Genomic DNA, 14,189 nt, shown 5'->3' with positions numbered 1-14,189 from the left:
AACTTTGTACCCGCAATGAAGTTGGATCTGTATATCAACGAGGCTAACGACTATGCACGTGACATTCGTGTGCCAATCCTACATCCCCACGTCGCCATTATCCATTACGACGAGGTGGGCGAGATACGCCATTCGCTGAACCGCATCGACTGCTACGGCATCTTCCTGCAACGCGAGTTCCCTGAGAACCTGACCTACGGCATAGGCATCTACCACGAGGGCGACGGCTCGCTAATTGCTTTTGCTCCGGGACAAATTGGGGGCAAGCGCGATGACAGCAGCAGGCGGCAGTATCACGGCTGGGTGCTGCTGTTCGACCCTGTATTCATCCACGGCACGGAGATTGAACGACGCATGAAGGACTACCATTTCTTCTCGTACAACAACAACGAGGCACTCTTTCTGAATACCGAAGAGAAGGACACGTTATCAGGTTTGATGGCGAACATTCGAAGGGAGCTGCAAACAACTGATGACGATAATGTACAGGACGACATCGTGCGAGACTACATCCTGCTTATTCTGGACTACTGTAACCGTTTCTATGCCCGCCAATTTAAGGAGATGACAGCTGGCAGCAGCGACATCCTAGCCCGATTCCAACAGGTGCTTATCGACTACTACGACAAAGGCCGTCAGCGCACCGGGGGGCTCCCCAGCGTGAAATACTGTGCCAGCGAGCTGTGTCTGTCGCCTGGCTATTTCGGCGACATCGTGCGTGGTGCTTTGGGAGAGAGTCCGAAAGACTACATCAGAGGTTTCATCATCATGCGTGCCAAAAGTCTGATGCTTGGCGGCATGAGTATCACGCAAGTGTCCGATGCGCTTGGTTTCGAGTATCCTAACCATTTCACACGCCTTTTCAAACAACTGACAGGGCAAACTCCCTCACAATTTTTCGCCGAGCAGCGCAAAAAATAAACAATCATCATTTTTGGTAGATTTATCCGTAATCCGTCTAAGCGGAGTATGGTTAAATCGTCGTACCTTTGCAGCGGATTTTAAAACAAACAAGAATGAGACCATACGTAATTTGCCACATGATGGCTTCGCTCGACGGCAGGATAGACTGCGCAATGACAGAGCAGATTGATGACACGAACCACTACTACGAGGCACTAAAACAACTCGAATGCCCTTCGACGCTGGAGGGCAAGATAACGCTGGCGATGCACTATGCACAGACTGGCGAATTCCAACCGCAGAAAGCGCATGAGAATGCCGGGCAACAGATTTATCGGGCCACAGTGGCCAACGGTTATGCCATCGGCGTTGATACTCGCGGCACGCTACTATGGGACGACGACACCACGGAGCTGTTCGGGCGTCCGCTGCTGATGATACTATCGGAGCAGGCCAGTCAGGAGTATCTGAACTATCTGAAGCAGAAACACATATCTTATATTACCACGGGGCGCGATGGCATCGACCTGGCATCGGCTTTAGAGACGTTGCGCACGGTGTTCGGCGTGAACCGTCTGGCCGTGGTGGGTGGTGGGCACATCAATGGATCGCTGCTCGACCAGGGTTTGATCGACGAGGTGAGCATAATGTACGGCTACGGCATCGACGGGCGCGAGGGCATGGCAGCTGCCTTCGATGGTAGGACGATGGAGCGGAACCCCGTCCGGCTGGCCTTCAAGAGCGTGGAGGAGCAGGACGGAATCGTGTGGATGAGATACCAGGTCGTGAATTCATAATTGAAATTTGAGAATTGCGATGAAACAGATTTTTATGATTTTAGCTGCGTTGCTTGTCATGTCATGCAGCAGAGACGAGATTCAAGCACAGACAACGAACTACGAGACAATGACAACAAAGATGTACATCACTATCGATGGAAGGACTGAGGCCGTCACGCTGACCAATAATAGTGCCACGCAGGCATTGGTCGCCAAATTGCAAGAGGCATCTGTCACGGTAACGCTTAACTCCAGTGGCGGTTTTGAGATATGGGGGGCACTGGGATTCTCGCTGCCAACAAGCAACGAACAGATCAATGCACAACCTGGCGACATCGTCCTTTACAACGGTAGCAATATCTGCATGTTCTACGGCACAAACTCATGGAACTACACACTTCTGGGTAAAATTGACGGATTGTCGGAAAGTGAGCTGCGTACGTTCTTAAAGGCCGGCGAGAGCAACATTAGCGTCACATTATCGCTGAGCAATACCACGGGCATTAGTCAGGTTAAAGCTGACGGTAGCAAGTCGAGAGCATATACACTTAGTGGAACTTTGGCTCAAGTCGGACATAAAGGAATCATAATTCAAAACGGAAAGGTTGCGATTAAGCGAGTGAAATGAAAACTTGATTTCATTTCCGAGCGTGAGCAAGCTCGAACAAAGTTCAAAAAGATAATTAGAAAACAATGAAAAAAGTTATAGTTATTTCCACAAGTCTGCGTCACGGCTCAAACAGCGACATGTTAGCAGACAAGTTCGTTGAAGGAGCAAAGGCTGCCGGAAACAAAGTAGAGAAGATTTCTCTTGTAGGTAAGAATATACAGTTTTGCAAAGGCTGCTTCGGTTGCCAAAAGCTGGGCCGCTGTGTCATCAACGACGATGTGAACGACATCATGGCAAAGGTACTGGAGGCCGATGTAGTATGTTGGGCTACACCTATTTACTATTATGAGATGAGCGGTCAGATGAAGACCCTCATAGACCGCATGAACGGTATGTACGAACAGGACTACAAGTTCCGTGATGTCTATCTGCTGACAACAGCTGCCGAGGAAGAGGAAGGGACTCCGAAGCGTGCTGAGATAGGACTGACGGGATGGATTGACTGTTATCCCAAGAGCCGCTTAGCAGGTACACTCTTCTGTGGAGGTGTGAACGAAGCTCGTGAGATAATGGGTAATCCCAAACTCCAAGAGGCATTTGAATTAGGAGAAAAGGTATAACATAGAAAGTAGAGAAAAATGAAAAGGTTTTTTTCGCCACGATACTGATATGCAGTATCCTCGTAGCATGTAACAACAAAAAAACTACTAATAACGATATGGAACAGAAGTTAGAATTGACACAGGAGTGGGACAAAGTGTTCCCGCTGAGCGAGAAAGTGAACCACAAGAAAGTGACGTTTGAAACCCAATATGGCCTGACGCTGGCGGCAGACCTCTACGAGCCAAAAGATGCAAAGGGGAAACTTGCAGCCATCGCTGTGAGCGGCCCGTTTGGAGCCACAAAAGAGCAATCGAGCGGACTCTATGCCATGCGGATGGCTGAGCGCGGATTTGTGACGCTGGCCTTCGACCCGTCGTACACTGGCGAGAGCAATGGTGAGCCACATCGTACGGCATCGCCCGACATCAACACCGAGGACTTCATGGCAGCTGTCGATTATCTGTCGCAGTTGGAGAACGTCGATGCCGAGAAGATTGGCATCATCGGCATATGCGGATGGGGAGGCATCGCCCTCAATGCTGCCGCTGCAGATACCCGTATCAAGGCAACCGTTGCGAGTACGATGTACGACATGACACGTGTGAGCGGCAACGGCTATTATGATGCCAACGACAACGAGCCTGACCGTCATGCCGCACGCGAGGCACTTTCCAAACAGCGCCTTTCAGATCCGAAGGAAATGGCAGGTGGAGTCATCGACCCACTGCCTGATGATGCGCCACAATTTGTTAAGGACTACTATGATTATTATAAAACAGAAAGAGGCTATCATGCACGCAGCGGCAACTCCAACGATGGCTGGCGTGTCATCGGCACCCAGGCCTACGCCAATAGCCGCTTCCTATATTATATCAACGAGATTCGCTCTGCCGTCCTCGTTATGCATGGCGAGAAGGCCCACTCCCGCTACTTTGGTGAGGCAGCTTATCACTATATGGTTGATGGTAAGGCAGAGGGGTACAAGTTTGTTGGCGAACCCAATCCCAACCCAGAGAACAAGCAGCTGCTCATCATCCCAGGAGCCTCACATTGCGACCTCTACGATGGTGGATATACTGAACTCGTAGGTAAGGGCGAACCCAAGAATATGATTCCTTGGGATAAACTGGAGGAGTTTTTCAAAACGTATTTGAGATAGGCTTAGGTACTCCTCAATTACAAATATACATTCACCGTAGATGAACGCCTCTCCGCGAATAAGATTATACTTCGACATTTTCTCAAATAAGATACTAAAAAGGGACCTGCCCGAGCGGACAGGTCCCTTTGTTAATTATATCAGAGTGATAATTACTCTTCAACTGCTGCCTGCGCGGCGGCTAACGGAGACTGATTATCAGTACATTACAGAAATCTGGGAAACATTTTGGAAACATTATGAGCATGAACTGCACATTCTGCACCCGATTTCCTCTATTTCTAACATACTATTCATTCTTTGTCACTAATTTCTTATTCTATTAATTGTTAAACACTGATTGCATCTCCGTGTTTCAAACACGTTCTGCAAATTTTGCTTGCAAAATTAAAAATATCTCTTGACATTACGTTCGTTTTGCTCATTTTTCTTGCAGAATGAGTTTGTTTTTTAACATTTCTCTTTTTACTGAGAATGTGCCATCTCGTGTTCCATCCCCTTCTGAAAACACTTCTCTTTTAACTGAGGATGCTTTACTTTGGGCAAAAAAAAGATAGTTCAATGAGACAAAAATGCTGTTTTTTATTAAAATAGCATAAAATAAAGTACCTTTTGGGGATTATTTGCACGTTTATAATGATTTTATTATTATATTTGCACCAAAACCCTTCAATATGACGTTACAAAAGTGGATAAAGGATAGAGCCATTCATGGATTTCCCACGTTTTCTATAGAGGACGTGAGAGAGACAGGCATGTACTCTTCAGAGCAAATTCTTCAGAACGAACTATACAGACTCTGTTCCAACAAGACCATAGCCAGTGTGTATCGTGGCTTCTATGTTATCATTCCTGTTCAATATGTTTTACGTGGTTCCGTTCCTGCAACCTATTATATTGACCAGCTAATGGCCTATCTTCAAAAACCTTACTATGTATGTATGCTCAGTGCTGCCGAATTGCTTGGTGCCGCTCATCAGCGTCCACAGCAATTCTCTGTAATGACCACATTTCCAAAGCGTCGGGTCGTTTCAACACGGAATGTCATCATCGACTGGTTCTATCGTGAGGGATTACCAGAGGATGCTCTTATTACAAAAAACACAGAAACTGGAACCATTCGTATTTCAAATCCTCTCTTGACTGCTGCCGACCTTGTTCAATATCAACAGCACATAGGAGGATTGTCTCGCGTAGCAACGGTACTAGAAGAGTTGTCGGAACAGATTGACATTAAGAGCCAGTTTGCTCCACTTGCTACCTTTGTAAAAAAGGTGGTTTGGCAACGTCTTGGGTACATACTTGAACATGTAGTAGAAGAAAATGAACTGGCAGATGAATTGTATGACCAAATACGAAACTTGCCAGGTTCTCTCATGTATATGCCTTTAAGTACATCGACAGAAGATAATACTTCCGAAAGAAATAGTCGATGGAAGGTAAATATAAACGTTCAAATTGAAAAAGATGATTTATGATTAACAGAACAGCCATACAACAATGGAGTAATCACGCACCTTGGATTGATAATGCCCAGATTGAGCAAGACCTGATTATATGTCGTGCCTTGGTTTCCATCTTTAGCGATGAGTTTCTTGCGTCTCAGCTGGCGTTCCGAGGTGGAACAGCCTTGCACAAACTCTATCTATCACCCCAGCCACGCTATAGCGAGGACATTGACTTGGTACAAATCAATTCCGGTCCCATCAAGCCAATTATGTATCGACTTGGTGAAGTGCTCGATTTCCTTCCTGACAGGGTCACCAAACAGAAACGCTACAACAACACGATGTTGTTCCGAGTCGAATCTGAGATACCTCCCACTGTTCAGATACGTCTGAAAGTAGAAATCAACTGTTTTGAACATTTCAATGTACTTGGACTGACCAAAGTTCCTTTCCGCATGGAGAACTCTTGGTTCACTGGTGAAGCCGAACTAACCACCTATCATTTTGAAGAACTGTTGGGAACAAAACTTCGTGCCCTTTACCAGCGAAAGAAAGGTCGTGACCTATTTGACCTTTATATTGCTTTACAACGAAAAGAAGTAGATGTTGATAAAGTTCTTCAATGCTACAAGAAATATATGGAGTTTGTCGTTGACAAGGCCCCATCTTACAAGCAGTTTGTCAATAACATGCAGGAGAAGATGGAAGATCCTGAGTTTACCAATGATATGCAATCTCTATTGCGTCCAGGCATTACATTCAATGCAAGTGATGCTTATCCTCTCATCTACGAGACATTTATAGATAAGATGGAGGGAAAGAGAGATTAAAAATTCACGCTTTCAATAAAAAATATTTGCAATGAGGGGTATTTGATTTGAACGCCCAAGGGTCTTATATACGAATAAAGGCCAAAAGACATTTATGAATTACAGTAAAAAAGAGTTTGAACGCCTGTTCAAGGACAGCTATCCGCACATGTACCGCATGGCTTTCTCGATGGTGGAGAATGCTGACGATGCCAAGGATGCGGTGCATCAGGTGTTCGTCCAAATCTGGAAGCGAAAACCGCAGGTAGCCGATGACAGTATCCGAGGCTACTTGCTGGCGGCTACGCGCAACCAGTGCCTACACACGCTACGCTCGCGGCAGTTGCAGCGGCAGATGGAGGATGAACTTCGGCAGGACATCGCCGCCAGCGAGAGCGAGGAACGCGAGGAGCTGCTGCAGCAACTTCAGCAAGTCATTGACAAAAACCTGACAGAGCAAGACCGTCGCGTACTGAGTCTGCACTACGATGAGGAGATGACCTACGAAGAGACGGCCACCGTCCTCGGCATCAGCGCCTCAGCGGTGAACAAGCACATCACGCGCTCACTGGAAAAGATTCGTAAAACCCTTAAAATTGCAAAGTAAGATGAAGCAGCAGGATATTGACAAAAAAATTGGCATGCCCGACGTGGACAAGGAGTGGGCACAGTTTGAACGCGGGGTCATCGACCAAAAGACGACATCGCGGAAACCGCTCTACTGGGGCATTGGCATCGCAGCCTCTATCGCACTGGTGACAGGCATCTTTCTGTTGAACCACGATGCTGAAAAGCAGCAGGCAATAGCCCAGCAAACTACAAATACAACAGAAATACCCACAGCATCAGACAACAAATCGGCCATAGTTGCTGCAGAAGAGCCCGTCGCTTTGCCTGCGAAGGATGAGCCGGTCAGGATGGAGACTGAGCAGCGGCCGCGGGCAGAATTGCTAGCCCAGGCTCCCACCCCATCTGCAGAAACTAAGGTCTATGACTGTGGGGAAATAATGCCACAGTTTCCTGGGGGCGACCGTGCCTTGATGGAGTTTATCAAGTCGAACATACGCTATCCCGACCTGGCCATGGAGTATGGCGCAAGAGGGCGCGTCATCACTACCTTCACTGTCGACAGTCTGGGCTATACCTCCAACTACAAAGTTACTAAGATTATGAAGTTGAATTATGATACCCTGCGCCTGAGCCAAGAGAGTGCCGACAGACAGCAGCAGCTGAAGCAGCAGATAGAACAGCAACTGGGTGAAGAGAGCCTGCGCATCCTCAGCCTAATGCCGAAATGGACTCCGGGAAATCAGTTTGGCCACCCTGTGAACGTAAAATACTGCGTTCCCGTGCCATTTTTGGCAACGAAGGAGGAACGCCAGATTTTCCTTGCCCAGAGACAAAACGAAGAATATCTGCAAGACAATATTTTAGGGCTTAATATTGTACCCGCAAACTTGAAGACTAGCCATTCTATACGAATTACCGGCTCGGGCCATGCACATCGAAAAGACTCTATCGTCGTTGTCGTCAATGGTGAAATCCTTCCTGACTCCATAGGACTGAATATTGGTATGTGGAATGTTTATATCAATAGGCAACAACAGATGATAAACACTATTAATGTTTATAAGGGTGACAGACTAAAGAAACAGTTCGAGGCACGCTACGGCTTCCTGCCATCTGCCGACGCCATTATCGAAATAACGACCACGACCGACACGCTAAGCGAGATATATATGCAGCAGCACCCGGATTTGCGGACCCAGCGTAGGCGTATAGAAGGCTACGTCATCAGCGATGACGGCAAGCCGCTGGCTGATGCCTGGGTCTCGCTCTCAAAATATGAACAGGGAACCGCCACTGATACCGCCGGTCATTTTATCATCTGGACACCTCGCACTGTCAAAACGCTCACAGTCTATAGTGATGGCTATGAGACCATTTGTGACATCCAGCCTTCCGACACCGTTCTCACCATACGCATGAAACCTCTCGTAAATACTATAAAAACGAAAGAAAAGGGAGCTATACTGATTAGAGGCACAGAGCCAAAATCGTGAATCTTAGAAAAGAATTGGGTGCAACCCTTTATAATAAGAGTGTTGCACCCAATTGATTTATTTCAGAGTTTTGGATTACTCTTCAACTGCTGCCTGCGCGGCGGCTAACAAGGATTGAAAATCAACAACTTACAGAGTTAGTGTAAAGTACTGGCTACTCTTTTTCGACACATTCTGCGCATTTTTACACGCTTACAACGTGTTTGGGGAGCAGAATTTTCATTTTAATGTTATTATTTCTATTTTTGTTTTACACTAAATTGCTCGACCCTACGTCTCACAATCCTTAACTATCAATGCTTCACATGCCCCGAAGAAACAGCCTCCAAAAACACGTTCTGCAAACTTTGTTTGCAAAGTTAGCAATTTCTTCTGACTTTACACTTATTTAGCACGTTTTTCTTGCAGAATGTGTTTGTTTTTAATATAAATTAAGGCAAAAACCACATCCATTTACCAATTTCTTGTTTCGATTAAAAGAAAAACGGATGGATTTCAATGCCAGAGGTTTAGGTTTAAGTTTAGATGTTCTTATATATAATTAAGGTGTAGTAAACCTAAATCAGGAGATTGAAGGTTTAATGTTTAAGTTTAGAGAAGCATGTATATATACATGGGTAAACGTAAACCTAAACTTATCCGGCATTAGCTTCCTGGATCTAAATTTCTCTTTTTACTGAGAAGTAGCAATCACCATCATTGATACCCGCTTCAATCATTTACCTTTGACTGATAAATCAGTCTTCGACAAAAAGAAAAATATTATAACGTCTGCCGTTCCTGCTTCCGTGAGTGGATGAAATTAGTTTGCAAAAATTACCATATGGTAAAATTACAAAGAAATCCGCAATCTGGTTATACCCAAATTACGGATTCGTTTATCCTTTCTTAATGATACCAACGTATTTTGTCGTCTGATTTATTAATCAGTTGGATTGAATTGTGAGAACCATTTCACCTGGTCTTCATACGACATATTGAAGTAGCGTTTCTCCTTGTTCAACTGGTGGATGCGCTCCATCTCATGATTGGACAGGGCGAAGTCGAAGGTCTCAATATTCTCGTGGATATAGTCTAGATTTGAAGCTCCGGGAATAACCGAGAAGCCCATCTGCATGTGCCAGCGGATAATAATCTGTGCAGGACTCTTGCCATGAGCCTTGGCTATTTCGTTGATAACAGGGTCAAGCAGAAGCTCGCCTTTCGATTCACGTCCGCCGAGTGGGAACCAGCATTCTATCTGGATGTTGTGCTTGGCTGCCATCTTCTGCCAATACTCACGCTGGGCGTAGGGATGACACTCTATTTGGACAATCTGCGGCACGATGCGACAGTTCTCGACGATGGAGTTCCAGATGCTGTCATTCACGTCGAAGTTGGATATGCCGATAGCGCGAACCTTGCCGTTCTCCAGTGCTTGTTCCATTTCCTTCCAGCCACCCACATAATCGCCTACGGGCTGGTGGAAATAAACCAGGTCGATATAGTCAACGCCCAATCTTCCGCACATGCGGTCGATGGCTTTCAGCGTCTTGCCCTCGCCATACTCATTGGGCCACAGCTTGCTCGTAATCCATATTTCAGAACGGTCGATGCCGCTGTCCTTCACTGCACGTCCCACGCTGCGTTCATTGCGGTAGGCATGTGCCGTGTCGATGTGGCGATAGCCGCATTTCAAGGCTGTCAATACTGAGTTGTATGTCTCATCACCGTCGGGGATACTATACACTCCCAGTCCAAACTGTGGCATCTGTACGCCGTTGTTCAGCGTCAGATATGTCTGCTTCACTTGTCCGTTCATAACCATTGCTGTCATCAATGCGATTAAACTAAATATTACCTTTTTCATTGTTGTCTTTGTTTTTTATCCTAATTGATATTCACCCGTGCGGATAGCAGCGATGACACCACCGTCGATGAGCAGGTCGGTACCTGTAATAAACTTGGCATGCTCTCCCAGCAGGAAGGCTGCTGCCTCGGCAATCTCGTCGCTGGTGCCTGTGCGCTGGGCATGGCTCAGGCAATAGAACGAGAACATATAGCCTACAACCATTGCGGTGGTGGGCAGCAGCTTAGTAAACTGCTCGGAGTATTTGAGCATCGAGGTGGCAAACGTCTCCAGGAAGATGGCACCAATCAGAAACAGCCATTCTTTCATAAATTGAAATTTACCTAAAAGAGTTATTCAAACGTTCCATTCTCGTATTCTTGCTGGAATTGTGTACACGTCTTGCCTGTGGCTTTCTTGAAGAACCGCATCAGATGTGAAGGCTCTGAGAAGTGGAAGTCGTAGGCAATCTCGCTGACCGTCTTGTGGCTGAACAACAGTCCGTTCTTGATTTCGGCCAGCAGGCGTTGCTTCAGCAGGACGGTGGCTGGAACACCATATTGCGCCATGACGCTCTGGTTAAGCGTCACCCGGCTGACGTGCATCAGGTCGGCATATTCCTGCACACGCTGCAGGTCGCGGATGTGCTGCTCCATCAGTTCCACAAACAGGAAAGCGTAGTGGTTCTTCGGCAGTTCAAAGGGCAGACTATATGTCTCGGTATAGCGTCGGTTCAAGACGGCCAGCAGATAGTAGAGCACGCTGACGATGATATGGTAGCTGTCGGCTACAGGCTGGCGCAGTTCGCTGCGGATTTTCTTCAGCAGCCGTTCGTATTCCGTCAGTTCGTCGGCTGTTGCCATGAAGTATGGTGGCGTGTCGGTCTGCTGGCAGTACTGCAGGCGATAGACAAAGAACTTGTCGGCAATAAACGTACGCATGAAGTCGTTGCGGAAGATAAGGAAATCGTAGTCGAGGGCATCTTCGTCAATGTGCCATTCCTGCTGCTGGTGGGGCTTCAGGATGAGCACCATGCCATCGCGCAGTTCTATCTTCTGGTAGCCCAGCAACAGATAGCCATTGGCCTTACGGAAGAAGAACATCTCGAAAAAATCGGTCTTGAACACGGGGTATTCCGTCAGCACGCCCCTCCGCTCACTGCCATGGGCGGTGTTGATAAAGAAATCTACACCACATTCCGTCTTGCTGAAAGGCACCTCTACGAGCCTGTATGTTGTTTTTGCCATACCTCTTTATATGATTTCGGCTGCGAAGGTACGAAAAAAGCGTGATTTATCAAAATGGCATAACAACATGTTGTTCTGGTATAGACATCTTTAACATTTCGCCGTACCTTTGCACCCAGAAATCAAAAAAACAGAAAAGAACATGAAGATTCAACAGATTAGAAACGCTACGATTAAGATTGAGTATGCCGGTAAGGTGATGCTGATAGACCCCATGCTGGGCGAAAAGGGCTGTATGCCTCCGTTCCCGTTCTCGCACCATCAGGAATTGCGCAACCCGATTCACGACCTGCCGATGACGGTGGACGAACTATTAAGGGATGTGGACTGCGTGTTGCTGACCCATCTGCACACTGACCACATAGACGATGCCGCTTATGAGCAGCTGCCGAAGGAAATGCTCATCGTCGTGCAGGACGAGCTGGACCGTGAGGTGGTCGTGTCGCATGGGTTCAAGCAGGTGAAAGTGATTGAGGGCGAGATGCAGCTGGGCGATGTTCGTCTGTCGAAGGCTGAGAGCCATCACGGCCACTGGTGGATGCTGCCGAAGGCCGGCCACACCTGCGGCTATGTGTTCCAGCACCCTGCGGAGCCTACGACCTATCTGGCTGGCGACACCATCTGGTATAGTGGTGTGCGTCGCAACCTTGACCGCTGGCAGCCCGATGTGGTGATAGTCAATGCTGGCGGCAACAAGTTTCATGTGGGAGGGCATGTCATCATGCACATTCCCGATGTGCTGAAGACGATGGACTACGCACCGAAGGCCACCTTCGTGGCCACCCACCTGGAGGGCGTGAACCACAATCACGTCACCCGTGCCGCACTCCTTCAGGCTGCCAGGGAGCATGGAGTGGCTGGGCGCGTCCACATTCCCGAGGACGGTGAGAGCGTAAATGTCAGCAAGTAAACGAGAGACGATGAGTGTTTGTATCAAAGACCTGATTCAGAACATGAATCTTGTGATTGGCTGTAATATCGGCTGTAGTTATTGCTATGCCCGCAACAATTGTCGTCGCTACCACATTACAGACGATTTCTCTGTGCCGGAATTCTATCCTGGCAAGCTGCGGCTGATGGGCAATCCGAAGCCCCACAACTGGCTGCTGACAGGCATGAGTGACCTCGCGGGGTGGAAAGACGAATGGCGTGAACTGGTGTTCGACAAGATGCGCCAGAACGTGCAGCACCAATATCTGTTTCTCAGTAAACGGCCCGACCTGCTGCACATGTCAGTTACACCCGACAACGGATGGTTTGGAGTCACGGTGACCTCTTCGAAGGAAAAGCAGCGTATCGACCAGTTGCGGGAGAATGTAGGTTCAACTCACCTGCATGTCACCTTCGAGCCGATGTTCAACGATATTGGAGAGGTTGACTTGCACGGCATTAGCTGGATTGTGATAGGAACGGAAACGGGTAAGCGCAAGGGCAAGGCCGTGTCGGAAGTCAGTTGGGTGGAGAATTTGACAGAACAGGCACACCGGCTGAACATTCCCGTTTTCATGAAGGAAGACCTCGTTCCCATTATGGGGGAGGCAAATATGGTACAGGAGTTGCCACAGGAATTTAAGGAAGTATTAAAACAACAGGGGTATGATTATAAATGACAAACAAGTGCAGTCGGTGATGACAAAGTCATCGCTGCCTGTGGGCGGTTATTCCGTCAATCCGTACGTGGGCTGTACCCATGCCTGCAAGTACTGTTACGCCTCTTTTATGAAGCGCTTCACAGGTCATACCGAGCCGTGGGGGACTTTCCTCGACGTGAAGTACTGGCCTGCCATAACCAATCCGCACAAGTACGACGGCGAGCGCATCGTCATCGGTTCGGTGACAGACGGCTACAACGAGCAGGAGGCTGAATACAAGCGTACCCGTGCACTGCTGGAACAGCTACAGGGTGCCGACTGCGAGATTATCGTCACCACGAAGAGCGACCTCGTGTTGCGTGACCTCGACCTGCTGAAAACGTTCAAGCGCGTCACGGTATCGTGGTCTGTAAACACCCTCGACGAGCAGTTCAAGGAAGCGATGGACGATGCGCCCAGCATCGAGCGACGACTGGCTGCAATGAAGCAGGTCTATGAGTCGGGCATCCGCACCGTCTGCTTCGTGTCACCCATCTTCCCAGGCATTACCGATGTCTTTGCCATCATCGAGCGTGTTAAGGATTATTCTGACCTTGTATGGCTGGAGAACCTGAACCTTCGCGGACAGTTCAAGCCCACCATCATGCAGTACATCCGCGAAGAGCATCCCGACCTGCTACCGCTCTACGACGACATCTACAAGCGCAAGCGCCGTGACTACTGGCAGACGCTCGCCCTGCAGGTGGAAGCCTACACGAAGGAGCACCAGATGCCCTACGTCATCAACGACCTGCCCTATGGTCGCTCAGAGTATGGCCATCCCGTCGTGGTCAACTATTTCTACCACGAGGAAATCAGGCTGACGCAGAAAAACGAATAGACTCTTGCGGTGTAAGTTTAGGTTTAAGTTTAGATGTTCTTATATATAATTTGTAGTAAACCCTAACCATAGTGATTGAGTTTACCATTTTCAGTTTAGAGGTTCATGTATATATACATGGGTAAACGTAAACCTAAACTTATCCGGCATTAGCTTCCTGGATCTAAATTTCTCTTTTTACTGAGAAGTAGCAATCACCATCATTGATACCCGCTTCAATCATTTACCTTTGACTGATAAATCAGTCTTCGACAAAAAGAAAAATATT

16 protein-coding genes are annotated in these 14,189 nt (G+C 47.7%); 12 read left to right on the top strand and 4 right to left on the bottom strand.

The genetic code is table 11. The features are described 5' to 3' along the window. Nucleotides 1-15 precede the first annotated feature (15 nt). The 8 genes from K333_RS0110600 to K333_RS0110565 all read left to right on the top strand — a co-directional run bounded on the left by K333_RS0110600 (nucleotide 16) and on the right by K333_RS0110565 (nucleotide 6,918). Nucleotides 16-921 (top strand): helix-turn-helix domain-containing protein, encoded by a 906-nt coding sequence (locus K333_RS0110600; protein WP_024990033.1) that lies wholly within the window; start codon nucleotides 16-18, stop codon nucleotides 919-921. A gap of 95 nt (nucleotides 922-1,016) precedes the next feature. After that, entirely contained in the window at nucleotides 1,017-1,700 is a 684-nt protein-coding gene (locus K333_RS0110595) for a dihydrofolate reductase family protein (RefSeq protein WP_024990032.1), read from the top strand. A 19-nt stretch (nucleotides 1,701-1,719) separates the two neighbouring features. After that, nucleotides 1,720-2,310 (top strand): cyclophilin-like fold protein, encoded by a 591-nt coding sequence (locus K333_RS12775; protein ID WP_024990031.1) that lies wholly within the window; start codon nucleotides 1,720-1,722, stop codon nucleotides 2,308-2,310. A 65-nt stretch (nucleotides 2,311-2,375) separates the two neighbouring features. Beyond that, a complete protein-coding gene (locus K333_RS0110585; RefSeq protein ID WP_024990030.1) occupies nucleotides 2,376-2,912 on the top strand; it encodes a flavodoxin family protein in 537 nt (178 codons plus the stop codon). A 98-nt stretch (nucleotides 2,913-3,010) separates the two neighbouring features. Continuing rightward, the gene (locus K333_RS0110580; RefSeq protein ID WP_027452685.1) at nucleotides 3,011-4,054 is read left to right on the top strand and encodes an alpha/beta hydrolase; all 1,044 of its coding nucleotides are present in this window, start codon (nucleotides 3,011-3,013) and stop codon (nucleotides 4,052-4,054) included. A gap of 674 nt (nucleotides 4,055-4,728) precedes the next feature. Continuing rightward, nucleotides 4,729-5,532 carry a type IV toxin-antitoxin system AbiEi family antitoxin domain-containing protein gene (locus K333_RS0110575; protein WP_024990029.1) on the top strand — a complete coding sequence of 268 codons (804 nt, stop codon included), beginning with the start codon at nucleotides 4,729-4,731 and terminating at the stop codon, nucleotides 5,530-5,532. Beyond that, nucleotides 5,529-6,332, top strand: coding sequence for a nucleotidyl transferase AbiEii/AbiGii toxin family protein (locus tag K333_RS0110570; RefSeq protein WP_024990028.1), 804 nt, complete (start codon nucleotides 5,529-5,531; stop codon nucleotides 6,330-6,332). The genes K333_RS0110575 and K333_RS0110570 overlap by 4 nt, the downstream gene beginning before the upstream one ends. A 94-nt stretch (nucleotides 6,333-6,426) precedes the next feature. Beyond that, nucleotides 6,427-6,918 (top strand): RNA polymerase sigma factor, encoded by a 492-nt coding sequence (locus tag K333_RS0110565; RefSeq protein WP_024990027.1) that lies wholly within the window; start codon nucleotides 6,427-6,429, stop codon nucleotides 6,916-6,918. A 111-nt stretch (nucleotides 6,919-7,029) separates the two neighbouring features. Here the strand turns inward: K333_RS0110565 and K333_RS13240 are convergent, their stop codons facing one another. Continuing rightward, nucleotides 7,030-7,176: a hypothetical protein gene (locus tag K333_RS13240; protein WP_154653046.1), complete on the bottom strand. Its 147-nt coding sequence runs from the start codon at nucleotides 7,174-7,176 to the stop codon at nucleotides 7,030-7,032. 142 nt (nucleotides 7,177-7,318) lie between these two features. Between K333_RS13240 and K333_RS12770 the strand changes: the two genes are divergently transcribed. Continuing rightward, nucleotides 7,319-8,374 (top strand): hypothetical protein, encoded by a 1,056-nt coding sequence (locus tag K333_RS12770; RefSeq protein ID WP_154653045.1) that lies wholly within the window; start codon nucleotides 7,319-7,321, stop codon nucleotides 8,372-8,374. Nucleotides 8,375-9,296: 922 nt separating this feature from the next. On the opposite strand, the gene K333_RS0110555 is transcribed toward K333_RS12770, so the two are convergent. Genes K333_RS0110555 through K333_RS0110545 form a run of 3 tightly spaced genes read right to left on the bottom strand, consistent with a single transcriptional unit; the run spans nucleotide 9,297 to nucleotide 11,449 of the window. Next, the gene (locus tag K333_RS0110555; protein ID WP_238314573.1) at nucleotides 9,297-10,223 is read right to left on the bottom strand and encodes an aldo/keto reductase; all 927 of its coding nucleotides are present in this window, start codon (nucleotides 10,221-10,223) and stop codon (nucleotides 9,297-9,299) included. Nucleotides 10,224-10,238: 15 nt separating this feature from the next. Beyond that, nucleotides 10,239-10,532: a DMT family transporter gene (locus tag K333_RS12765; protein WP_024990709.1), complete on the bottom strand. Its 294-nt coding sequence runs from the start codon at nucleotides 10,530-10,532 to the stop codon at nucleotides 10,239-10,241. A gap of 23 nt (nucleotides 10,533-10,555) precedes the next feature. After that, on the bottom strand, nucleotides 10,556-11,449 hold the full coding sequence (locus K333_RS0110545; RefSeq protein WP_024990708.1) for a helix-turn-helix domain-containing protein: 894 nt from the start codon (nucleotides 11,447-11,449) through the stop codon (nucleotides 10,556-10,558). 142 nt (nucleotides 11,450-11,591) lie between these two features. Between K333_RS0110545 and K333_RS0110540 the strand changes: the two genes are divergently transcribed. From K333_RS0110540 to K333_RS0110530, 3 genes are read left to right on the top strand one after another with little or no spacing between them, the layout of a single operon-like run. Then, nucleotides 11,592-12,359 (top strand): MBL fold metallo-hydrolase, encoded by a 768-nt coding sequence (locus tag K333_RS0110540; protein WP_024990707.1) that lies wholly within the window; start codon nucleotides 11,592-11,594, stop codon nucleotides 12,357-12,359. Next, on the top strand, nucleotides 12,346-13,059 hold the full coding sequence (locus K333_RS0110535) for a radical SAM mobile pair protein A (RefSeq protein ID WP_231480256.1): 714 nt from the start codon (nucleotides 12,346-12,348) through the stop codon (nucleotides 13,057-13,059). Before K333_RS0110540 ends, K333_RS0110535 begins: the two co-directional genes overlap by 14 nt. After that, entirely contained in the window at nucleotides 13,046-13,921 is an 876-nt protein-coding gene (locus K333_RS0110530) for a radical SAM mobile pair protein B (RefSeq protein ID WP_024990705.1), read from the top strand. Before K333_RS0110535 ends, K333_RS0110530 begins: the two co-directional genes overlap by 14 nt. The last annotated feature ends 268 nt before the right edge of the window (nucleotides 13,922-14,189 follow it).

The sequence above is a fragment of the Segatella albensis DSM 11370 = JCM 12258 genome, assembly GCF_000426565.1.
GTDB lineage: Bacteria > Bacteroidota > Bacteroidia > Bacteroidales > Bacteroidaceae > Prevotella > Prevotella albensis.
This window is presented reverse-complemented; position numbering and strand designations above follow the sequence as displayed.